The organism is Micromonospora sp. NPDC005087, assembly GCF_042872965.1.
In the GTDB taxonomy this organism is placed as follows: domain Bacteria; phylum Actinomycetota; class Actinomycetes; order Mycobacteriales; family Micromonosporaceae; genus Micromonospora.
Window position 1 is genome coordinate 110292 of sequence record NZ_JBIALB010000002.1, and the last position, 21421, is coordinate 131712.

The following is a 21421-nucleotide window of genomic DNA, read 5'->3' on the forward strand; positions in this document are numbered from 1 at the left end:
GACCCGGACGGATGGTTAGATTCGTAGCGTGCTGGGCCTACCTGCTCACGTGACCGCCTGTCTCTTCGACCTGGACGGTGTGCTGACGCAGACCGCCAAGGTGCACAACGCCGCGTGGAAGGAGACGTTCGACGAATTCCTGCGGCAGCGCGCCACAGCCACCGGTGAACCGTTCCAGCCGTTCGACCCCGGCCCGGACTACAACCGCTACGTCGACGGCCGACCCCGCGCCGACGGCGTCCGGTCCTTCCTGGCCTCCCGCGGGATCGTGCTGCCCGAGGGCGGCCCGGACGACCCGCCGGACGCCGACACGGTCAACGGGGTCGGCAACCGTAAGAACGTCCTGCTGCTGCAACGCCTGCGCAGCTCCGGCGTCGAGGTCTACCCGGGTTCGGTGCGCTACCTGGAGGCGGCGATCACCGCAGGGCTGCGTCGAGCCGTGGTGACCGCGAGCGCCAACGGGCGCGAGGTGGTCGCCGCCGCGGGGCTGGAACCGTTGCTGGAGGAGCGGGTCGACGGGCTGGTCGCCCGGTCCCAGGGCCTGCGCGGCAAGCCGCACCCCGACACCTTCCTCGCCGGGGCCAGGCTGCTCGGTGTCGACCGGTCGCAGGCCGCCGTCTTCGAGGACGCGCTCTCCGGGGTGGCCGCCGCTCGTGCCGGCGGCTTCGGTTACGTGGTCGGCGTCGACCGGGTCGGTCAGGCCGACGAGCTGCGCGCGCACGGCGCCGACGTCGTGGTCAGCGACCTCGCCGACCTACTCGAGGCGGGTGACGCCAGCCCGCCCGCGGCTCGCCACACGACGGCGGAGCGGGGCCCGGCGTGATCCGGGAGCGGGCCTATCCGGTCGAGCCCTGGCACGTTCGGGAGACCCGGCTCGACATGGACGTGCTGGCCCAGTCGGAGTCCGTCTTCGCGCTCTCCAACGGGCACGTCGGGCTGCGCGGCAACCTCGACGAGGGCGAGCCGCACGGCCTGCCCGGCACCTACCTCAACTCGTTCTACGAGCTGCGTCCGCTGCCGTACGCGGAGGCCGGCTACGGCTTTCCCGAGTCCGGGCAGACCATCGTCAACGTCACGAACGGCAAGCTGATCCGGCTGCTGGTCGACGACGAACCACTCGACGTGCGCTACGGCGAGCTGCTCTCCCACGAGCGGATTCTCGACATGCGTGCCGGCACCCTGCACCGGGAGCTGCACTGGCGCTCGCCGGCCGGCCACGAGGTCAAGGTCCGCAGCACCCGGCTGGTGTCGTTCACCCAGCGGTCGGTCGCCGCCATCAGCTACGAGGTGGAGCCCGTCGACGGGCCGCTCCGGCTGATCGTGCAGTCCGAGCTGGTCGCCAACGAGACGCTGCCACCGCAGAGCTCGGACCCCAGGGTCGCGGCGGTGCTGGAATCGCCGTTGCAGGCCGAGGAGGAGCTGACCACACCGGATGGTGGGCAGCTGATCCACCGCACCAAGGTCTCCGGCCTGCGGGTGGCCGCCGCGATGGAGCACGAGGTGCACGGCCCGGACCGCACCACCATCGAGTCCGAGGGGTACGAGGACTGGGTCCGCACCACGATCGCCTGCGTGCTCAAGCCCGGCGAGAAACTGCGGATCGTCAAGTATCTGACGTACGGCTGGTCGAGCCGGCGCTCGCTGCCCGCGCTGCGGGACCAGGTCGGCGCGGCGCTGGCCGGGGCCCGACTGGACGGTTGGGACGGGCTCTGCCGCGAGCAGCGCGCCTACCTCGACGCGTTCTGGGACGCCGCCGACGTACGGGTCGAGGGGGACCCGGAGGTGCAGCAGGCCGTCCGTTTCGGCCTCTTCCACGTGCTCCAGGCCGGTGCCCGGGCCGAGCGTCGGCCGATCTCGGCGAAGGGGCTGACCGGCCCCGGCTACGACGGGCACGCATTCTGGGACACCGAGATGTTCGTCCTGCCGGTGCTCACCTACACCCAGCCGAGCGCGGTGCGCAACGCGCTGCACTGGCGACACAGCACCCTGGCGCAGGCCCGGGAGCGGGCCGAGACGCTCAACTTCAAGGGCGCAGCCTTCCCCTGGCGGACCATCGAAGGTCCGGAATCATCCGGGTACTGGCCGGCCGGCACCGCGGCCTTCCACATCGCCGCCGACATCGCCGATGCGCTGCGCCGCTACGTGCTGGCCACCGGGGACACCGAGCTGGAACGGGAGATCGGGCTGGAGCTGTTGGTGGAGACCGCCCGGCTGTGGCGCTCGATCGGGCACCACGACCGGCACGGGCACTTCCACATCGACGGGGTCACCGGCCCCGACGAGTACACCGCGATCAAGAACGACAACATCTACACCAACCTGATGGCGCAGCGGAACCTGCTCGCCGCCGCCGAGGTGGTGATGCGCTACCAGGATGAGGCGTTCCACCTCGGGGTCACCGACGAGGAGGCGGCGAGCTGGCGCGACGCGGCCAGCTCGATGCACATCCCGTACGACGAAGAGCTCCAGGTCCACCAGCAGACGGAGGGGTTCACCCGGCTTCAGGAGTGGGACTTCGCGCACACGCCGGCGGAGAAGTACCCGCTGCTGCTGCACTACCCGTACTTCGACCTGTACCGCAAGCAGGTGGTCAAGCAGGCCGACCTGGTCCTGGCCATGCACTGGCGGGGGGACGCGTTCACCCCGGACCAGAAGGTGCGCAACTTCCTGTACTACGAGCGTCGCACCGTACGCGACTCGTCGTTGTCGGCCTGCACTCAGGCGGTGCTCGCCGCCGAGGTGGGCCATCCCGAGTTGGCGCACATCTACCTGCGCGAGGCCGCGCTGATGGACCTGCACGACCTCAACGAGAACACTCGGGACGGCGTGCACATGGCCTCGCTGGCCGGCGCCTGGCTCGCCCTGGTCGGTGGGCTCGGCGGGTTGCGGGACCACGATGGTCGCCTGTCGTTCGCGCCCCGGCTCTCCAGCCGACTCAGCCGTCTGGAGTTCTCGCTCCAGTGGCGCGGGCTGGCGTTGCGGGTGGACGTCCGGCCGCACCAGACGACGTACTCGCTGCGCCACGGCGGCCCGGACGACGTGGTGGAGCTGCGCCACCACGACCAGGTGCTGCGGGTCACCTGCGACGAGCCGGTGACCGTGCCGGTGCCGCCGGCCGATCCGTCCGGGCCGCAGCCGGAGCAGCCGCCGGGCAGGTCACCGCTGCTGCGGTTGCCCGAGCACGAGGAGTGAGGGCCGGGACGGGATAGCTCCCGTCCCAGCCCTCGAATCTCACGTGGGCCCCGACCGTCGAGCGCCGGGCCGGCCCCGGCCGTCGGATCGGTGGACCCGGCCGGTGCGTCAGACGGGCTCGCCGGTGGAAGGGCGCCCCAACGCGTCCCTGGGCGCCATCGCCCGGGGATCCTCGGAGGTACGCGCCTGCGCGGCCTCGTCCCCCCAGTCCCGGCTTCGCTCGGCGTCCTGTTCCCGCCGGTTCCGCTCGTCCATCTGCTGCTGCCGCGACGTCTGCTGCTGGGCCATGACGATCCTCGCGATCCGTCGGGGCGCGGTGTGCGCCGACACGGTCTGCGGTCGCCCCACGGCTACCCGACGGTCCACCCGGCAAACACCACCCACGGCCGGTGCGGTCACTGGCAGCCGGCGGCGTCCCGCCGCCGTGTCCGCTGACTCGGCACGGCGGCGGTGCGTGCGGCGCGACGAGTTGGGTACCCACAGCACAGGCGAGTACGGGGAGGTGGGGCATGGACGAGCAGCGCAGCACGGTGACCATCCCGGTCGGGGACGCCCAACTCCCCGCAGATCTGATGCTGCCCGCTCAGCCGGTGGGCGCGGTGCTCTTCGCGCACGGCAGCGGCAGCTCGCGGCACAGCCCGCGCAACGTGGCGGTGGCCCGGACGCTGAACGCTCGTGGGCTCGGCACGGTACTGGCGGACCTGCTCACCCCAACCGAGGACGAAGAGGACGCGCGCACCGCCGAACTGCGGTTCGACATCGGGCTGCTGGCCGGCCGGCTGGCCGGGATCGTGGACTGGATGGCGGCCGAGCGCCCCGCCGGTGACGTGCCGATCGGCCTCTTCGGGGCAAGCACGGGTGCGGCCGCCGCCCTGGTCGCGGCGGCGTCCCGCGCGGACCTGGTGGGCGCGGTGGTGTCCCGGGGCGGCCGACCGGACCTGGCCGGCACCGCTCTGGCACAGGTGCGTACGCCGACGTTGCTCCTGGTCGGCGGCTTGGACGAGGAGGTGATCACGCTCAACGAGCAGGCGCTGGCCGAGCTGGGGGAGGTCGGCGAGCTGCGGGTGGTGCCCGGTGCCACCCACCTCTTCGAGGAGCCCGGCACCCTCGACCAGGTCGCTGACCAGGCCGGCACCTGGTTCACCACGCACCTCAGCCGGTCGACCGCCCCGTCGCGTCGATCATGAGGTTGACGGGACATCCGACGCCCCGGCGGGAGTGCTGGGGTTGTGGTGGCGTTGGACGGTGTCGATGATGCGCCAGAGGACGGCGGTGATCGGGACACTGACGAAGGCGCCGGCGATGCCCGCGATCAGGGTGCCGGCGGTGACGGCCACCAGGATCACCGCCGGGTGCAGCCGGACCTGCCGCTTCATGACCAGCGGCTCCAGCAGGTTGCCCTCGATCTGCTGCACGGCGATCACAGCGGCCAGGGTGAGCAGCGCCGTGGTCGGCCCGTTGGCGGCCAGGGCCACCAGCACCGCCACCGCGCCGGCCACCGTCGCGCCGATGATCGGCACGAAACCGCCGAGGAAGGTGATCAGCGCCAGCGGCAGGGCGAGCGGCACCCGCAACACCACCAGGGCCAGGCCGATGCCGATCGCGTCGATCGCGGCGATCGCGGCGATCAGCATGGTGCCCCGGCTGTACGCGCCCAACGTCCGCCAGCCGGCCCGGCCGGCCTCGGCCACGACAGGCCGGTTCGGGCCGGTCGTCCGGGACAGCACCCAGTGCCACATCGAGCGGCCGTCCTTGAGCAGGAAGAAGAGCAGCACCAGGGCGAGCAACGCGGAACCCAGCACCTCGGTCACCGTCCGGGCGCCGGCCACCGGGTCCGGGGAGCTCCCGCTCAGCCCCTGCCGCGCCTGGTCGACCAGGCGGTCGAGCTGCGCGTCGGTGACGGGCAGGGTGGACGTGACGAAGTCCCGGGTGCGGTCCAGCCCCTGGGTCAGCTCCTGGCTGAGTTGGTCGAACTGGCTCGCCGTCAGGTTCCACACGAGCGCGCCGACCCCCACCAGGATGCCGAGCAGCAAAAGTACGGTGAGCAGCGCGGCCAGCGCCGCGGGCAGCCGCAACCGGCGCAGCCGGAGCAGCACCGGGTCGAGCAGCGCGGTGAGGAAGATGGTGGCGGCCAGCGCGATGGCCAACGGCGCCAGCAGCACGGCGATCCGGCCCAGCAGATAGAGCCCGGCGACGACCACCACCAGGCAGGCGCTCCACAGCACCGCGATCCGGACCAGCCAGGGCAGCGCCGCCCACGCCTGGCGCGGCCCGGGGCCGCCCGTTGTCGCCCCGATGCCCGCCCCGGGCTCGTCTGCCGCCATGTCGGCCCTCCTCGATCTCGCGAGGTCGGTACCCGGCCCGGCGTGCGCCGACACCCGTACCGCTTCAACGGTGGGTGAACGGCCGGCGTGGCGGGTGTAGCGGGCCGTTCCTGGCCACCCACTGCGACCGGTTTGCGCTGCCGGGCCCAGGGAACGCTGACGGGAGTGACCAGAGTGGAGGAGGAGCGCCGTGGGTGACTTCATGGACAAGGCCAAGGATTTCGCGGACAAGCACGACAAGCAGGTCGACCAGGGGCTGGACAAGGCCGGCGACATGGCCGACAAGCGCACCGGCGGAAAGTACGACGACAAGATCGACAAGGGTGTGGACCAGGCTCAGGCGCGTACCGGCGAGGGCGACCAGGTCCGCTGACCTACCGGGCCGTTCCCCGGGTCGCCGTGCACGCGGCGGCCCGGGTCCCCTGCCGGGCGCTGGGCGAGCAGTTCGCCGAAGCGATCGGTGCCGCTGGGGGCCACCGGGGCGGATGGGAACGATTGTCCCCCCGACGTCCGGGTAACCGTCGCCATGGCCGATGACCGACCACCAGCCGAGAGCGACCGGTCACGGCTCGACCAGGCCGCCGAGAGGGCGTTGCGCCGCAGCGGGGAGGCCGGCCGGGTCCGAGCCCGGCAGTGGGAGGTCACCCTGGTGATCGCCATCCAGGCCGGGCTGGCCGCGGCGCTCGCCGCCCTGATCGCCCAGCACCTGCTCGGCCCCGGCGCGCACGTCTTCGCACCCGCCGCCGCCGTCGGTACGATCGCCACCGCCATCGGCCAGCGGGCCCGGCGCACCTTCGAGCTGCTGGCCGGCGTGGGCCTGGGCATCGTCATCGGCGACACGCTGCGGTTCTTCCTCGGCTCGGGGCCGTGGCAGACCGGCATGGTGGTGGCCCTGGCCATCGCCAGCGCGCTGCTGGTGGCAGGAAAGGGTGGCCAGCTCGTCGGTCAGGCCGGCGGTACCGCCGTGCTGATCGCCACGCTGGCTCCGATGGAGCGCGGCCTGGAGCTGCCCCGCATCTTCGACGCGCTGGTCGGTGGGGTGGTCGGCCTGGTGGTGGTCGCGCTGCTGTTGCCGATCAACCCGGTGCGGACGCTCGACCGCGCCGCGACGCCGATCTACGCGGTCCTCTGCGAGCAGCTCGACGAGCTGGCACATGCGTTGCGCGAGCGCGACTCCGACCGGGCGATGCGCGTCCTGGAACGGCTCCGCGCCACCGAGGGTGATCTGGGTCGGTTGAACGATTCGCTGAGCGGGGCGGAGGAGGTGGTGACGATCGCACCCGTGCGCTGGCACCGGCGGCAGCAGTTCCACCGGTACGCCCGCAGTGCCGATTACCTCCAGCGGCTGATGCTGGACAGCCGGGCCATGGCCCGCTGGTCGACGACCGCCCTCCAGTACGACGAGCCGATCCCGCCGGAGCTGCCGGACGCGGTCGCCCGACTGGGCCAGGCGGTGGCGGAGATGCGCAGGGAGTGCCGGGTCGGAAATGACACCGAGTGCACCCGCAGGCTGGTCGAACAGTGTGCCGAACTGGCCGGGCGGGCCACCGCCGCCGGTCTCAAGTCGTTCGGCGACGCGCTCGTCACCGGCCTGCGTACGGCGTCCAGCGATCTGCTCCGGGCCGCCGGATGCGAGCCGGACTATGCGAACGCGGTCGTCCGCCGGGCGGCCGGGGCCGGCGAGGCGGTCGTCCACCCGCCGCTCCGGCGACGCCTGCACCGGTCCCGGCCGACCCGGGCCGCCCGGGCCCGACGGCGTTCGCACCTCGCCGCCCGCAACCGCGACGATGAGCGGGCCGGCCTCCCCGACAGGGGGAGACCGGCCCGATGAACGGCAGGGTCAGGACGAGTAGCCCCGCTCGGCGATCCAGTTGGCGACCTTCGGCAGGGTCATCCAGTACTCGCCCAGCGCCGGGTCGGCCGGGTCGGCGATCCGGATCATGTCGCCACCGTCGCGGTAGCCGACCAGGGTCAGATAGTGCCCGCCCTCGTACGAGTGCGGGTTGCCGTCGGTGTCCACCGTCGTGCCCTTGATGTTGGCCACCACCGGTCGGCCGGCGTCCACCGCCGCCAGCACGTCCCGGCGCAGCTGCTCAACCTGCTCCGGGCGGGCCACCGAGTCACGGATCTCCGTGGTCCGGTACTTGCCGCCGGTCAGGTCGTTGAGCACCCGGGTGGTGTCCAGGGCCGACGGGGTGCCCGCCTCGGTCGTGCCGAGCAGCTTGGCCACCTCGTCCTGGGAGAGCGCCTTGCCCTGCGCGGAGAGCGCGATGCGGGTGGCGGCCGGGCCGCAGTAGTAGAAGTTCGGCTGAGCCTGGTAGTCGATGCCGAGGACCCGCTCGGCGGAACGGTCGCTCTGGCTCGCCGAGGTCGGTGCGCCCTGCACCGGGGCGGCCTGCGCGGCCACCGCGGGGCCGAGGGCGCAACCGCCGGCGACCAGCATGCCGGCGACGGACAGGCCGCTCTTCTGGATGATCGGATTCATGGTCGAGTCTCCGTTCGGGGGGTTGGCGCCTCCGAGTGGCGGAGGGCGGCAGCACCGGGAATGGCGGTCGGCTCAACAGGAGCGATGACCCGCGGCAGTCTCGGCCGGGGCGTACCGGGGGTGTAACGGCCCTGCTCCGGCCGGCATTCCGCTGCCGGCTGACCGGGACGGGCGACGGTGAGCGGCCAATCAGGCGTCAGGGCAGGAAACGGTCATCAGGCCGACGTCCCCGATCGGGGGTCAGAGGCTGCCCAGCAGGCCGGTCACGGTGATCTCGATGACCACCCGCTCCGGATTCGGACGCGGAGTCCGATACCGCTCGGCGTAGCGGCGCTCCGCCTCCGCGACGGCGGTGCGGTCCGAGCGGAGCACCGCCCGGCCCTCGATGGTCAGCCAGCGTCGGCCGTCCACGTGGCAGACGGCCACCGGGACGCCCGCCGCGCCCCCGGCAGCCACGTGCCGGGCCTTGCGGGAGGCGCCGGAGGTGATCACCCGGGCCAGCCCGGCCGCCGGGTCGAGGGTGACCCCGACCGGCACCACGTGCGGGGTGCCGTCGGCGCGCACGGTGGTCAGCGTCGCGAGGTGCCGTTCCGCGCAGAACGCGGCAACGCGCTCATCACGTACGTCCAGTCGATGATCGCCCGCCATGACCGTCCCCCGTCTGCCGACCCGACCACGATCATGGCACGGAGCGGCGCGCCCGGTCCGGGTCCGGGGGCGCGTCCGGCTGCCCGGGCAGCCGGCGGCCCGCCCGGCGCTGGTGCACCAGGCGGGTCAGGTAGATCAAGGCGCCCGCCAGCACACCCATGTCGTCCAGGTAGATCGGGTCCGGGAGCAGGTCGACCGGGAAGATCGTGTAGATCAGCGCCCCGTAGAAGGCGACCTTGCCGCCCGCGCCGAGCCCGGCCAGCAGCCGTCGGGTCCGCACCACCCGCACCGCCAGCACCACCGCGCCGACCAGTGTGGCGATCGCCAGAATGCCGGCGATCCCCACGAGGACCCATGCCTGTCGGGACATTCCGTCACGCTAACCCACCGGAGCCCGCACGGCCCGGTGACGGGGGCCGGCACCCGGCCTGGTTCTCCGCTCCCGAACGCGCCGCCGGGCAGCCGGTCATGCCGGCCGGTCAGAACGCGGGCACCGCCGCGCGGCCGCGGGCGATCACCTGGGTCTCCCGGGTCTGCTCGACCGACGGGACGACCTCGCTCAGCGGCAGCACGGAGGCCGACTCCGCAACCCGCCGTCCGCTCGCCGCGTGGGCCTCCTCCCGCAGGCTCCGCGCCGCCGCCACGGCCAGCTCGGCGGCACGCCACGCGGCCTGCTCCCGCTCTCCTGCGGCGGCGTGCCGGGCCGCCAGATTGTCGCGGATCGCCCGCTGCAACACGAGCTCCTGCTCGACCGGGTGCAGCCGCGGGTCCCAGCCGTCGCGGTGCGCGAAGACGTCACTGAGCTGCTCCACCGACAGCTCCCGCCGCCAGTACGCGTCCAGCGCTGCCCGGTGCAGGTAGCGCTCGCGGTCGACGTACTCGGCGGGGGTCCGGGAGGTGTGCGGCAACGGCATCGCGGCGGCGGCGCTCAGTCGCCGTACGGCTGCCTCGGCCGCCTCGTAGGCCTGCCAGGCGGTCTCGACCTCCTCCTGCGCGGCGACCCACTCCGCCCGGCGGCGCTGGGCGGTGGTGGCGGCCCGTTCGGCGGCCACCGCGACCTCCTGCGCGTAGCGACTCTGCTCCCGTTCCTCCTGCACCTGCTCAAGCTGGCTGGGCATGGCCGCGCGGCGGATCCGAGCACCCGGATCGAGACGGATCCGGCCGGGCCGCAACAGCAGGGCGGCGACAGTGACAGCGACCACCCCGAGCAGGCTCAGCCAGATGGCGGCGGCTCGAGGCACGTCGGGCAGGACGGTGGAGAGGACGGTCTGCATGATCAGCACCTCAGGGTCGAACGACGGGTGTCGACGGGTGGCGGCGGACGTCCGGTGTGCCGGCGGTGTCACGTCGAAGACGGTGACGGGAGCGCCCGGACGGATGAGCCGGATCGGGCTGCGGAAATCGCCGGGCCGGTGGTCGGCCGGGGTCAGCGAGTGGGCGGGCCGCGCCGGGGCGGGATACCACGCCCGAACTGATCGGCTGGCGGGTGCTTCGCGCCACCGGTGACCGGGCCGGTCGCCGCGGTGGTGTCGACAGTGCTGACGGGCCGCGACGCGGCCGGCTGGTCCGCCCGCTGGGCGGCCGGAACGGCGTCGGGCCGGAGGGTTTCCACCCGGCTGCTCACGACGCTGGGCCGCAGCTGTGTCGGTGCCGGGGGCGGGGTCGCGGCGAGGGCGCCGCCGAGGCCGACCGCGAGCACCAGCGCGGTGACCGCCAGCCGGGTCAGCTCCCGCAGGGACCGCAGCACGGCCCACCGGGCTGGGCGGACGGGCGCTGCGGAGGACACCCGACCAACCTAACCCCCGCCCCGCGCCGACGCAGCTCGGCAACGGCCCGTTCGCGCGTGACCGTCACCACGCCGCGCACTGTGGACGGAGCTGGCGGGCCGAAACAGCGGTGACCCCCGCCGGATCTGGTCCGGCAGGGGTCACGGCGGAGCGTTCTTACGGCGCCGCCGACAGGCGTGCGCCGGTGCGGAAATCAGTCGGCGGTGCCGAGCACCGACGGCGGAGCGTCTCCGCCGTCTCGCCACACCATCTCGTCCTCCGTCAGCCAGGTCATCCGCTCGTCGGACTCCTCGGACTCCGGTCGGCCGTGCCCGCCGAGCACCCCCGGGCGATTGGCTCCCCTGCCGCCCGCCGCCCCCTGCCGACCGGCCACCGCCGACCGGCCGGTGGACTCGGCGCGCCGACCGTCCATGCTGCGCCCGACTCCGCTGGCGGCGCGGTTCTCGGCCGCGGCCGCACCACCGGTGGTCGCTCGGACCGGGGTGCTGGGCGTGCTGCCCGAACCGGCGAGGGCGGACGTCCGCAGCACCCCGCCGGCCGGTGCCCCGCCCTGCGCTCCGAAGAGCAGACCCGGCCCGGTGCCGCCGGCGCTGGCGGCCACGGTGGTCGGCCCGGACAGGTTGGCCAGCCCGGCGGCGCCGCCGGCGAGCAGCGCACCGCCGACCACCGGATCCGCACCGGCGAGGGAGGTGGTGAAACCACCCGCGCCGCTGCCCGGACCGGTGGCAACGGCCGGCGTGCCGCCGGTGCCCGCGCCGTCCTGGCCGGGGCCGGACCCGTCGCCGGCGACCGGGGGCGGAGCGACGCCGTCGGGCGTCGCGATGGTCGCGCCGCCGGTGTGCGCGGTGCTACGGGAGGCGGTGGGCGCGGCGGTCGGCGTGGTGGTGGCCGGGACGCTGCGTGGCGTCGTCGCGTCGTCGCTGGTGGTCTTCGGCGTGTCCGGGTGGGGCGGGGGCGGGTTGACCACCCGGTCGTAGGCGGAGAGGTCGTAACCGGCGGCCAGCTCGGCCACCACGTTCACCATCCGCTGGTGGGCCTTCTCCTGCTCTTCCTTGTCCTGCTGGTGGCCCATGATGCCCCCGACGATCGCGCCGGGCAGGCCGAAGGCGGCGCCCTTGAGCGCCCCGGAGACCGCCTTGTCGTTGTCGTCGGTCTCGTCCGGGCTCTCCGCCTGCTTGTGCGCGGTGCGCAACTGGCTGGCCATCATGGTGAGCGCCTGTTTGACGTCGGCCATCCCCGCGCCCAGCGACTCGGCGTGGTCGACGATCAGCGTCAGCCGCCGCTGGAACTCCCGACCTGCCGAGCCCGTCCACGTGTTGCCGAGTTTTTCGAGGTCGCCGCTCAGCTCCCGGCCGAGACCGTCAAGGATGCCCTTGAGGGAGGCCCACTGGGCGGCCACGCCGTCGATCTGCTCCGGCTTGCCGGCCATCACTGCGTCGTAGAGCTGCTGGTGGCTGCTGCCCTGGTAGCGCTGGGTGTACTCAGACACGCCCGTCCCCCTTCGGCTGCAACGCCCGGTCGACGCCGGTCAGCGCGGCGGTGATGTCGGTGGCGTTGGCCGCGTTACGCGCTTCGGCGGTGCGGTAGTTGGTCAGGATCTTGCTGGTCGCCTGCTGCGCGGCGAGCACCGCCTGCCGCAGCCGCTCGGCCTGGTCGACATAGGACTGGTGGACCTCGCTGTAGCGACGCGCGTTGTGGGTGGCGTCGGTGAACGAGCCCAGTGACGGGGGGCTGCACTGCATCTCGGTGTTGAGCTTGCGCAGCACCGACTCGGCCTGGCTCAGCCGCGCCGCCAGGTGCTGGTGGAAGTCCTCAAGGGACAGCAGGTCGACTTCCGTACGCCCGGTCATGGCAAACATCCCCGTCGTTCTGGTTGACAACCGTCAGCGAGCCCAGGTTAGTCCACCAGTGCGATCCGGGGCGACCCGTCCGGGCCGCTCAGTCGTCGGTTTCGATCGATGCCGTGGCCACTCCACCACCCGTTCCGCCGGTCGCCGGAGCGCCGCTGGCTGTGGCGGACGGGGTCGGCTCCCGTGGCGGCGTCGTCGACGGCTTCCCGCCGGGCGAGAAGTAGGTCGACGCGTCCTCACGGCTCAGGGTGGGCCCGGTCGGGATCAGCGCCAGCAGCGAGCCGGGCACCGCCAGCGGGGTGACCCCGCCGTAGCCGAGCACAGCCAGCGTCTCACCGGACCCGAGCGGATACCGGATGCCCTGCGGGCTGATCAGGTAGACCGTCGACCCGGCGGCACCGGATCCGCTGGTCCCGGCGCCGGGCGCGGCCTGGGCGAGGACGCCCTTACCGCCGGGCAGCAGCACGGCCTCGGCCGTGCGTACCGCGTCCCGGTCGGTCTGCCGCACCGGCACCGGGCCCGACTCGCTCGCGGTCAGCTCCGCCGGTGCCCGGTCGAAGACCTCCACGGTGGTGGTCGGCGGCCCGCCGCCGCTGCCGGCCCGGTACGTCGCGCACAGCAGCGTCTGCCCGGCCCTGGCCGGGTACAGGGCGGGCAGCGTCTGCGGCAGCCCCTCCTCGTCCAGCCGCTTGTCGGTGTAGAGCCGGCCGGCCTGATCCGGCGTGATGTCAATGATCTGACCGCCGCCGCTGATCATCAGCAGGGCCGTGATCTCAGAGATTGAGACGAGCCCCTCCCGGGTCAGCACGTAGTGCTGACCGGCCGCCCGGAACACCTGACCGACGGAGGCCTGCTTGCCGGCCAGGCTCAACCCGCTGCGTTCGCCCAGGCCGGGCAGCGATGGCTTACGCAACGGCGGCCCGGCCGGTACGGCGTTGAGCAGCTGCTGCCCGACCGGCAGTGGTGCCGTGCCGGTCATCCGCAGCGCCGCGATCGCCTGGTCGCCGCCGAGCACCTGGAGGCGGGCGTTGCCGGTGAGCAGGTGCCGCTGGTCGTCCACGGTGACCAGCACCGCGCGGTCACCCAGCGGCGTGCCGCCGGGCAGCGCCCGGTCGATGACCACCCGGGTGGTGGAGTGGCGCGGGTCCGCCGGGTCGGGCACGTCGCAGACCGACCACGGCAGCCCGGTCAGCGACTTGCGGTCCGGCAACGCGTCCGGCGCGCCGACGATGCCGACAGTGCCGCCCCGCGGCCGGTCCCGCAGGGACGCCTGGGACATCGTGCGCACCGCCGGGTCCGCCTCGTTCAGGATCAGCCGCGCCGAGGTGTAGTTGAGCGTCGGGTGCAGCTGCCCCTCCACGAACACGTACGTCGCACCGGTCTCCCGCTCGATGACCAGCGTGTTCTCTTCCAGCGGCGCGGTGTTCCCGGTCAACTGGCCGTACGCGCCGACACCGCCGAGCACCACGGCCGCGGCGATCACACTGCCGAAGACGGCCATGCCGAGCCGTCGCATCGGCAGGTTCGTGGTCTCCGGATCGCCCGACAGCAACGCGGAGACGATCCGGCGGGTGACGAAGCGGTACGCCTGCACCTGATCGCGGCGGGTCCGCATGACTTACCTCCGGCGGGGTGGATCCGCGACGATCAGGGTCGGGGTGCCGTCGCGGGCTTCCCTACGATAAGGGGCCGACGGCGGGTCCTTGGGACCACCGCCCGTGGCCGGCGCCGGACCGACCCGGCGTGGAGCCGTACCGTGCAGGAGGGACAGTCACCGATGACGCAGGTCCAGGCGCGACCCGCCCGAGTGGCCACGAACCCGTCCGACGTTCCGGCGCGGGCGACGCCGCCGGCCGATCGGCCCGGCCGGGGACGGGTCGGTCCGGTGCTGGTCGGGCAGCTCGTCGTGCTGGAGTTGTGCGCGGTCGCCGTCTGGGCCGCCGCGACCGGGCCCAGCTGGCTGCTCGCCACGGTGGGCACGGCGGCGGCGCTGGTCGTACTGGCCGCGTTCGCCCGTCGGGGCGGCCGCTGGTGGTTCGAGGACCTGCTGCTGCGCCGGCGGCTGCGACGCCGCCGCGAGCGCGCGGCGGCGGCCCTGACCAGCGGCGCGGCATCGGACCCGCGCCTGGCCGCGCTCGCCCCCGAGCTGAGCGTCATCGAGCTGACCGACCGGGGCACCCGGCTCGGCATCGGGCAGGACGACCAGGGCTGGTTCGCGGCGGTCGCGCTGCAACCCACCACCGGCGCGGTCGTCGGTTCGGTGGAGGCGTCGACCATGGACCAGGCGCTGCGGGTGCTCGCGGACTTCGCCGCCCCGGTGTCCCGGGCTCAGGTCGTCGCGCACACCCTGGTCTGGTATCCGGCGCCCGGTGCGCCGCCGGCCGCGCACCGGACGGTGTGGGTCGCACTGCGGCTCACCGTCCGCGACGCGCGGGTCGAGGCGGTGAGCCGGGGTGGCGGGCTGCCCGGCGTACACCGGACACTGGCCGCCGGGATCGGCCGGCTGGGCAAGGCGCTGACCGCCGCCGGGCTGGCCCACCGGCCGCTGGGCCGCGACGAGTTGCGGGCGGCCGTGGTCTCGGCCGCCGGGTTGGACCTGGTGCCGGAGCCCCCGGCGGAATCCTGGCAGGGGCTGCGCGGCGGCGGCTGGACGCATCGCTGCCTGGCCCTGCGCAGCCGGTCGGACGCCCCGCTCGGCCCGCTGGTGGACGCGATCACCGCGACTTCCGCCCCGTCGCACACGGTGGCCGCGGCGGTGTCGCCGGACGGTCGGGTGGCGGCGCCGCTGCTGCGTGTCGCGGCGATGGACAACCACGTCGAGGCGCTGGTCAAGGTTGTCCGGGACATCGCGCAGCGGGCCGGCACGCCGGCTCGGTCGGTGGACGGTCAGCACGGCCCGGGTGTCTACGCCAGCGCGCCGGTGGCCTCCGTGCTGGGCGGCTCCGTCCGTCCGCAACCGCGCTGATCGCCCGCCCGCCGACCAGCCCTCCGGCTCGTTGGTCTGCGGGCGGGAAAGCCCCCGGTCAGGGCCGCAGGTTGACGATCCAGCCGTACAGACCGCAGACCCAGACGGCGAGTGGGACCAGCGCGATGATCAGCATGATCTCGACGATGTCGAGCAGCCGGCCCCAGACCGGGGAGATGGGCTTACCGGCCACGGTCAGCCCGTAGATCAGGCTGATCACGGCGGCCAGCAGCAGCCCACCGAGGATCAGGCCGAGCCGGACCGGCAGCGACCCGCTGGCGAAGGTGGCCGCGGCGCTCAGACCCAGCCCGACGGTGCCGGTGAGCAGCACCGGGGTGCGCTGGGCCCGGCCCAGCAGCGGACGGGCCCGCAGCAGTGAGAGCAGGGCCAGCACCAGGCAGAGCAGCACCGCCGGGAGGCGTCCGTCCAGGGCCAGCACCAGCTGGGCGCCGAGCACCAGCAGCGACACGGTCCACAGCAGGCCGGTGAGGAACTCGTCGGCCCGCTCGCTCTGCTGGAGCACCTGCCGGCCGTCGACCGACTCGCTGTCGGTCTTCAGGTCCTCCGGGCCGGTCGGGATCGACGGCACCGGCAACCGGGCCATCCGGTAGGCCACCATCGGCAGCGCCGGCACCACGCCGAACGCCACCGCTGCCACGACCGCCGCCGAGCCCGGCGCGTCCATGCCGAAGGCCAGACAGAGCAGCGCGCCCAGGCCGATCGCGGCACCCACGCCGAGGGCGGCGAAGAAGAGCGGGTAGCGGTCGCCGACGGCCAGCGCGGCGACCGCCCCGGCGACCACCACGGCGGTGGCCGCGAGCAGGATGTGCGGGCTGGCCAGCTCGGTCAGCGGGCGATCGCCGGCGAGGAGCAGCAGGCCGCCGGTGCCGGCGTACACCAGGCCCACCATGGCCAGCACGGCACCGGTCCGGCTGTCCCCGGCGGCCCGGGACAGCACCGCCGCGCCGACCAGCAGCGCCACCGCGACCAGCAGGGCGGCCACCGCGCCGGGCAGGTGCGGCGGGCCGGCGAAGAGCGCGGCCAGCGCGCCGGCGCCGAGCGCCACCGCGGCGAACAACACCGCGAACGAACGGGTCGCGCCGACCTGCCAGGCGCCGGGGCGCTGGTTGGTGGCGGTGGCGACCGCGTCCACCACGTCGTCGAAGACGACCTCCGGGGCCGCCTCGGACCGGGGGTTGAAGTAGAGCACCTCGCCGTCGCGGACGCCGAGCTGCCCGGCGGTACGCCCACCGTCCAGGGGCGCACCGCCCAACCGGGACAGTGCCCACCCGCCGTGCCGCACCCCCTCGTCAGCCAGGTCCTCCCCGGCGTAGCGCAGCAGGGTGGGGAGCAGGTCGGCCATCGGCACGTCCGACGGCAGGGCCAGATCCATTCGGGTACGGGGAGCCACGATGGTGATCCGGCTCAGACCACCGGTCGCCGTCTTCGTTGCCACAGTGGCCTCCTGGTGTCCTTCTACGATCAGCGGGCCCGCGGTGCCGCGCGGTGCGGGTCCACCGCGCCCACGGGAGATTACCTACGATGACGGGCACGTACGATGCCCACCCGCGGACTTGGGTCCGCGACGGCAGGTCGTTGAGGCCGCTTCTGGGGAGGAGACAGCCGTGAGCACGGTGGTGTTCCGCCGGCTCCCGCGTCAGCCGGGGCCGGCCTTGCCGCGCGGCGAGGTACTGCTGGAGTCCCCGCCCGAGCTGCCCGAACCGACGCCCCGCGGGATGGGGCAGCTGCTCATGATCCTGCCGATGGTCTGCGGGGTCGGCGCGATGGCCTTCCTCTACGCCGGCCGGGGCGGCGGCATGATGACGTACGTCGCCGGCGGTCTGTTCGGCGTCTCGATGCTCGGGATGGCGATCGGGTCGCTGACCAACGGCGGCGGCAACGACAAGGCGGAGCTGAACGCCGATCGCCGCGACTACATGCGCTACCTCGCCCAGATGCGCAAGCGCACCCGGCGCGCGGCGGGGCAGCAGCGGGCGGCGATGGCCTGGCGGCACCCGGAGCCCGACGCGCTCTGGTCGATCGCGGCGTCCCGGCGGCTCTGGGAGCGGCGGATCATCGAGGACGATTTCGGCGAGACCCGGATCGCGCTCGGCCCGCAGCGGCTGGCGGTGGAGATCGTCCCGCCGGAGACGAAGCCGGTCGAGGACCTGGAGCCGATGAGCGCCATCGCGCTGCGCCGGTTCGTCCGGGCACACTCCACCGTGCCCGACCTGCCGACCGCGCTGTCGGTGCGCGCGTTCAGCCGGGTGGTGCTGCGCGGCGACCGGGAGCCGGTCCTCGACCTGACCCGGGCGGCGTTGGGTCAGCTGGCCACCTTCCACGCCCCGGACGACCTGGTGATCGCGGTGGTCGCCGCACCGGATCGGCAGTCGGTCTGGGACTGGGTGAAGTGGCTGCCGCACGCCCACCACAGTGGGCGCACCGACGCCGCCGGCGCCCGCAGGATGGTCTTCGCCAGCCTGGCCGAGGCCGAGGAGTCACTCGCCGGGGAGCTGGCCGGGCGACCCCGGTTCGCGTCCGAGGCCAAGCCGCTGACCACCGCGCCGCACGTGATCGTGGTGGTCGACGGCGGTGAGATCGCGCCGACCTGCCAGCTGTTGGGTCAGGGGCTGCTCGGCGCGACGCTGATCGACCTGTCCGGGACGGTGCCGCGCGACGCCGGGCGCTGGCTGCTCTGCCTCGACGTGGGCGACGGAAGCAACCTCGAGCTGGTCCGGGGCAGCTCGTCGTCGCGGCTGGGTCGACCGGACCGGCTCACCGCCGAGGCCGCCGAGGGGCTGTCCCGGCAGATCGCCCCCTACCGGCTGTCCCAGCAGCAGGCCAGCAACGAGGAGCCGCTGGCCCGCAGCATGGAGTTGCCCGACCTGCTCGGCGTGGGCGACGCCGCGGCCGTGGACGTGCACCAGACCTGGCGTCCGCGTGGTCACCGGGACCGGCTGCGCATCCCGCTCGGCGTCGGCCCGGACGGCAACGTGGTCGAGCTGGACTTCAAGGAGTCGGCGCACGAGGGCATGGGCCCGCACGGTCTGGTGATCGGTGCGACCGGGTCCGGCAAGAGCGAGCTGCTCCGAACGGTGGTGGCCGCGCTGGCGGTGACGCACTCGTCGGAGGAGCTGAACTTCGTCCTGGTGGACTTCAAGGGCGGCGCGACGTTCGCCTCGCTGGAGGCTCTGCCGCACACCAGCGCGGTGATCACCAACCTGGCGGACGAGCTGCCGCTGGTCGACCGGATGCGCGACGCGCTCGCGGGCGAGATGGTGCGCCGACAGGAGCTGCTGCGGGCGGCCGGCAACTACGTCTCCCGCTTCGAGTACGAGAAGGCCCGGGCCGCCGGCGAACCACTGGCGCCGATGCCCAGCCTGCTGATCATCTGTGACGAGTTCAGCGAGCTGCTCGCCGCCAAGCCCGACTTCATCGACCTGTTCGTGATGATCGGCCGGCTGGGCCGGTCGCTCGGCGTGCACCTGTTGCTGGCCAGCCAGCGGCTGGAGGAGGGCAAGCTGCGCGGCCTGGACACCCACCTGTCCTACCGGATCGGTCTGCGTACCTTCTCGGCCGTGGAGAGCCGGATCGTGCTCGGCGTTCCGGACGCGTACGAGCTGCCGAACGCGCCGGGCCACGGCTACCTGAAGACGGACACCAGCACGATGCTGCGGTTCCGTGCCGCGTACGTGTCGGGGCCGTACCGGGCGCCGGGGCAGCAGGCGTCCGCGTCGCAGGCCCTGGTGCAGCGCCGGATCGTGCCGTACGGCGTCGACTTCATCCCGGCGCAGACCCCGCAGCTGCCGGTGGACACCGCGCCGGAGCCGGAGCAGCCGGCCGACGGCAAGGCCATGGCGATGCTCGACGTGCTGATCGACCAGCTCAAGGGCCGGGGCCAGCCGGCGCACCAGGTGTGGCTGCCGCCGCTGGCCGACCCGCCGGGCCTCGGTGAGCTGCTCGGCCAGTTGGCCGTCGACCCGACGTACGGGCTGTGCACCGCGTCCTGGCCGGGCCGGGGACGGCTCACCGTGCCGGTCGGCGTGGTGGACCGCCCGTACGAGCAGCGCCGTGACCCGATGATGGTGGAGCTGGCCGGCGCCGGCGGCAACGTGGTCATCGTCGGTCGCTCACTGAGCGGCAAGAGCACGATGCTGCGTTCGCTGCTCGCCTCGCTGGCGCTCACACACACCCCGCGCGAGGTGCAGTTCTTCTGCCTGGACTTCGGCGGCGGCGCGCTGCGCAGCCTGGAGCGGCTGCCGCACATGGCCGGGGTCGCCGGCCGGCGGGACGTCGAGGCGGTGCGCCGTACGGTGGCCGAGGTGGTCGCCGTCCTGGACGACCGGGAGACGCGATTCGCCCAGCACGGCATCGACTCGGTCGCGAGCTACCGCCGTCGCCGGGCCGCCGGCGAGTTCGCCGACGACCCGTTCGGCGACGTGTTCCTGGTGGTGGACGGCTGGAACACGCTGCGCCAGGAGTACGAGGAGCTGGAGCAGACCATCACCACGCTGGCCAACCGGGGCCTCGGTTTCGGCGTGCACGTGGTGCTCACGGCGGTGCGCTGGGCGGAGATCCGGATCAACATGCGGGACCTGCTCGGCACCAAGCTGGAGCTGCGCCTGGGTGACGCGTCGGAGTCCGAGATCGACCGGCGCGCGGCGACGAACGTGCCAGAGAAGGCACCCGGTCGCGGCCTGACCCGCGACAAGCTGCACTTCCTCACCGCCATCTCGCGGATCGACGGACGCCGGGACATCGAGGACCTGAGCGAGGCCTCGATCGCCCTGGCCGGGCACGTGGCGGCCAACTGGCCGGGCCGTCCGGCGCCGAAGGTGCGGCTGCTGCCGCGCCGGCTGCCCGTGGCCGAGCTGGCCCGGATCATCGACCGGTCGGCGCCCGGCCTGCCGATCGGCGTCAACGAGTCGGCGCTCGCACCGGTCTACCTGGATCTGGCCAACGAGCCGCACCTGACGGTCTTCGGCGACGCCGAGTGCGGCAAGACCAACCTGCTGCGGTTGATCGCCCGGGGCATCACCGAGCGGTACACGCCGGCGCAGGCCCGTTTGGTGATCGCCGACTACCGGCGCGGGCTGCTGGGCGCGGTGGAGGGGGACCACCTGTTGGACTACGCCCCGTCCAACCAGGCGTTCGCCCAGGGCCTCGGCTCGATCCGCAGCGCGCTGGCCAACCGGCTGCCCGGCCCGGACGTCACCACCGCGCAACTGCGTGACCGCAGCTGGTGGAAGGGCCCGGACCTGTACATCATGGTGGACGACTACGACCTGGTGGCGTCCGGTGGCAGCAATCCGCTCAGCGCCCTGCAGGAGTTGCTGCCGCAGGCCCGTGACATCGGCCTGCACCTGATCGTCACGCGCCGGGTCGGCGGGGTGTCCCGGGCGCTCTACGAGCCGGTGCTGCAACGGTTGCGCGAACTGGACTCGCCCGGCCTGCTGATGTCCGGCAACCGGGAGGAGGGCGCGGTCTTCGGCACGTTGCGACCGAGCCCGCAGCCACCCGGCCGGGGCACTCTCGTTCGCCGCCGGGACGGCCAGCAGCTGATCCAGACCGCCTGGTCCGAGCCGTCGTGACGAGGGTCGGCTCGGGCCGGGTCGTTCCGGTGGCCGACCAGGCCACGGAACGCTCGAATTGCCGCGGACCATCGGATCCGCGTGCCCTGATTCATCACTATCCATCGAACGTGGCCGGTCAGGGCTGCGCGGGCTGGACCGGTTCCGCTACGGTCTTCACTGGAGTGTCCGTCGGTGGGGTGTTGCTGCCTTGCCGCGGGGGAGGGGCGCGGCAAAGCCGCCGCCACAACATGACGGAAGGGTGTGAAGCATGGCGTTCGAGGTCGAAGCTGCGACTCTGCATACCGCCGCGAGTGACGTGCGGTCCACGCGCAGCGAGGTCGACGGCGAGCTGAAGAAGCTGTGGAACGTAGTCGACGACCTGGCCATGGCGTGGAAGGGTCAGGCGTCCACTGGCTTCCAGTCGCTCATGCAGCGCTGGAACGAGGACACCGTCAACCTGCTGACGGCGATGGACAGCATCGCTGACCTGCTCGACAAGTCGGGTACGACGCACCAGGTCAACGACGAAGAGCAGCAGCAGATGCTGGACAAGTTCCACTCTGCTCTCAACCCGTGATCCCGTAGTTAGCAGAGGAG

19 protein-coding genes are annotated in these 21421 nt (G+C 73.3%); 8 read left to right on the plus strand and 11 right to left on the minus strand.

Going from position 1 to position 21421, the window contains the following annotated elements:
* Positions 1-28: 28 nt before the first annotated feature.
* Positions 29-823: an HAD family hydrolase gene (locus ACFYPS_RS05480; RefSeq protein WP_387322908.1), complete on the plus strand. Its 795-nt coding sequence runs from the start codon at positions 29-31 to the stop codon at positions 821-823.
* Entirely contained in the window at positions 820-3192 is a 2373-nt protein-coding gene (locus ACFYPS_RS05485) for a glycoside hydrolase family 65 protein (protein ID WP_387322910.1), read from the plus strand. The genes ACFYPS_RS05480 and ACFYPS_RS05485 overlap by 4 nt, the downstream gene beginning before the upstream one ends.
* A gap of 108 nt (positions 3193-3300) precedes the next feature.
* On the opposite strand, the gene ACFYPS_RS05490 is transcribed toward ACFYPS_RS05485, so the two are convergent.
* Entirely contained in the window at positions 3301-3480 is a 180-nt protein-coding gene (locus ACFYPS_RS05490) for a hypothetical protein (protein WP_210911137.1), read from the minus strand.
* Between the two features lie 221 nt (positions 3481-3701).
* On the opposite strand from ACFYPS_RS05490, the gene ACFYPS_RS05495 reads away from it, so the two are divergent.
* Complete coding sequence (locus ACFYPS_RS05495) at positions 3702-4379, plus strand: dienelactone hydrolase family protein (RefSeq protein WP_387322912.1); 678 nt, start codon at positions 3702-3704, stop codon at positions 4377-4379.
* On the opposite strand, the gene ACFYPS_RS05500 is transcribed toward ACFYPS_RS05495, so the two are convergent.
* Positions 4374-5516 (minus strand): AI-2E family transporter, encoded by a 1143-nt coding sequence (locus ACFYPS_RS05500; protein ID WP_387322914.1) that lies wholly within the window; start codon positions 5514-5516, stop codon positions 4374-4376. The two genes, ACFYPS_RS05495 and ACFYPS_RS05500, sit on opposite strands and share 6 nt — an antisense overlap.
* 202 nt (positions 5517-5718) lie before the next feature.
* On the opposite strand from ACFYPS_RS05500, the gene ACFYPS_RS05505 reads away from it, so the two are divergent.
* Together ACFYPS_RS05505 and ACFYPS_RS05510 are read left to right on the plus strand one after the other, a co-directional pair.
* Complete coding sequence (locus tag ACFYPS_RS05505; RefSeq protein ID WP_387323569.1) at positions 5719-5889, plus strand: antitoxin; 171 nt, start codon at positions 5719-5721, stop codon at positions 5887-5889.
* A 153-nt stretch (positions 5890-6042) separates the two neighbouring features.
* Positions 6043-7347: an aromatic acid exporter family protein gene (locus ACFYPS_RS05510; RefSeq protein WP_387322916.1), complete on the plus strand. Its 1305-nt coding sequence runs from the start codon at positions 6043-6045 to the stop codon at positions 7345-7347.
* Positions 7348-7356: 9 nt separating this feature from the next.
* On the opposite strand, the gene ACFYPS_RS05515 is transcribed toward ACFYPS_RS05510, so the two are convergent.
* The 8 genes from ACFYPS_RS05515 to eccB form a co-directional block, all read right to left on the minus strand.
* Positions 7357-8001: a C39 family peptidase gene (locus tag ACFYPS_RS05515; protein ID WP_387322918.1), complete on the minus strand. Its 645-nt coding sequence runs from the start codon at positions 7999-8001 to the stop codon at positions 7357-7359.
* A gap of 240 nt (positions 8002-8241) precedes the next feature.
* Positions 8242-8649 (minus strand): TIGR03618 family F420-dependent PPOX class oxidoreductase, encoded by a 408-nt coding sequence (locus ACFYPS_RS05520; RefSeq protein ID WP_354964437.1) that lies wholly within the window; start codon positions 8647-8649, stop codon positions 8242-8244.
* A gap of 31 nt (positions 8650-8680) precedes the next feature.
* Entirely contained in the window at positions 8681-9019 is a 339-nt protein-coding gene (locus ACFYPS_RS05525) for a hypothetical protein (protein WP_387322920.1), read from the minus strand.
* A gap of 109 nt (positions 9020-9128) precedes the next feature.
* A complete protein-coding gene (locus ACFYPS_RS05530; RefSeq protein ID WP_387322922.1) occupies positions 9129-9995 on the minus strand; it encodes a hypothetical protein in 867 nt (288 codons plus the stop codon).
* 80 nt (positions 9996-10075) lie between these two features.
* Positions 10076-10435 (minus strand): hypothetical protein, encoded by a 360-nt coding sequence (locus ACFYPS_RS05535; RefSeq protein ID WP_354964440.1) that lies wholly within the window; start codon positions 10433-10435, stop codon positions 10076-10078.
* Between the two features lie 194 nt (positions 10436-10629).
* Entirely contained in the window at positions 10630-11925 is a 1296-nt protein-coding gene (locus ACFYPS_RS05540) for a WXG100 family type VII secretion target (protein WP_387322924.1), read from the minus strand.
* On the minus strand, positions 11918-12286 hold the full coding sequence (locus ACFYPS_RS05545) for a hypothetical protein (RefSeq protein WP_387322926.1): 369 nt from the start codon (positions 12284-12286) through the stop codon (positions 11918-11920). Before ACFYPS_RS05545 ends, ACFYPS_RS05540 begins: the two co-directional genes overlap by 8 nt.
* An 88-nt stretch (positions 12287-12374) precedes the next feature.
* Entirely contained in the window at positions 12375-13901 is a 1527-nt protein-coding gene (gene eccB, locus ACFYPS_RS05550) for a type VII secretion protein EccB (protein ID WP_387322928.1), read from the minus strand.
* A 162-nt stretch (positions 13902-14063) separates the two neighbouring features.
* On the opposite strand from eccB, the gene ACFYPS_RS05555 reads away from it, so the two are divergent.
* Positions 14064-15251 (plus strand): type VII secretion protein EccE, encoded by a 1188-nt coding sequence (locus ACFYPS_RS05555; RefSeq protein ID WP_354964444.1) that lies wholly within the window; start codon positions 14064-14066, stop codon positions 15249-15251.
* A gap of 58 nt (positions 15252-15309) precedes the next feature.
* On the opposite strand, the gene eccD is transcribed toward ACFYPS_RS05555, so the two are convergent.
* Entirely contained in the window at positions 15310-16707 is a 1398-nt protein-coding gene (gene eccD / locus ACFYPS_RS05560; RefSeq protein WP_354964445.1) for a type VII secretion integral membrane protein EccD, read from the minus strand.
* 169 nt (positions 16708-16876) lie between these two features.
* On the opposite strand from eccD, the gene eccCa reads away from it, so the two are divergent.
* On the plus strand, positions 16877-20842 hold the full coding sequence (gene eccCa / locus ACFYPS_RS05565; RefSeq protein ID WP_387322930.1) for a type VII secretion protein EccCa: 3966 nt from the start codon (positions 16877-16879) through the stop codon (positions 20840-20842).
* Positions 20843-21092: 250 nt separating this feature from the next.
* Positions 21093-21401 (plus strand): WXG100 family type VII secretion target, encoded by a 309-nt coding sequence (locus ACFYPS_RS05570; protein ID WP_074316322.1) that lies wholly within the window; start codon positions 21093-21095, stop codon positions 21399-21401.
* Positions 21402-21421 lie beyond the last annotated feature (20 nt).

Excerpts from the sequence above, each read along its gene's own strand:
- eccB (WP_387322928.1), bottom strand. The coding sequence starts at position 13,901 with ATGCGGACCCGCCGCGATCAGGTGCAGGCGTACCGCTTCGTCACCCGC.
- ACFYPS_RS05545 (WP_387322926.1), bottom strand. The coding sequence starts at position 12,286 with ATGACCGGGCGTACGGAAGTCGACCTGCTGTCCCTTGAGGACTTCCAC.
- ACFYPS_RS05520 (WP_354964437.1), bottom strand. The coding sequence starts at position 8,649 with ATGGCGGGCGATCATCGACTGGACGTACGTGATGAGCGCGTTGCCGCG.
- ACFYPS_RS05570 (WP_074316322.1), top strand. The coding sequence starts at position 21,093 with ATGGCGTTCGAGGTCGAAGCTGCGACTCTGCATACCGCCGCGAGTGAC.
- ACFYPS_RS05505 (WP_387323569.1), top strand. The coding sequence starts at position 5,719 with ATGGACAAGGCCAAGGATTTCGCGGACAAGCACGACAAGCAGGTCGAC.
- ACFYPS_RS05515 (WP_387322918.1), bottom strand. The coding sequence starts at position 8,001 with ATGAATCCGATCATCCAGAAGAGCGGCCTGTCCGTCGCCGGCATGCTG.
- ACFYPS_RS05510 (WP_387322916.1), top strand. The coding sequence starts at position 6,043 with ATGGCCGATGACCGACCACCAGCCGAGAGCGACCGGTCACGGCTCGAC.
- ACFYPS_RS05490 (WP_210911137.1), bottom strand. The coding sequence starts at position 3,480 with ATGGCCCAGCAGCAGACGTCGCGGCAGCAGCAGATGGACGAGCGGAAC.
- ACFYPS_RS05495 (WP_387322912.1), top strand. The coding sequence starts at position 3,702 with ATGGACGAGCAGCGCAGCACGGTGACCATCCCGGTCGGGGACGCCCAA.
- ACFYPS_RS05525 (WP_387322920.1), bottom strand. The coding sequence starts at position 9,019 with ATGTCCCGACAGGCATGGGTCCTCGTGGGGATCGCCGGCATTCTGGCG.
- ACFYPS_RS05555 (WP_354964444.1), top strand. The coding sequence starts at position 14,064 with ATGACGCAGGTCCAGGCGCGACCCGCCCGAGTGGCCACGAACCCGTCC.
- ACFYPS_RS05500 (WP_387322914.1), bottom strand. The coding sequence starts at position 5,516 with ATGGCGGCAGACGAGCCCGGGGCGGGCATCGGGGCGACAACGGGCGGC.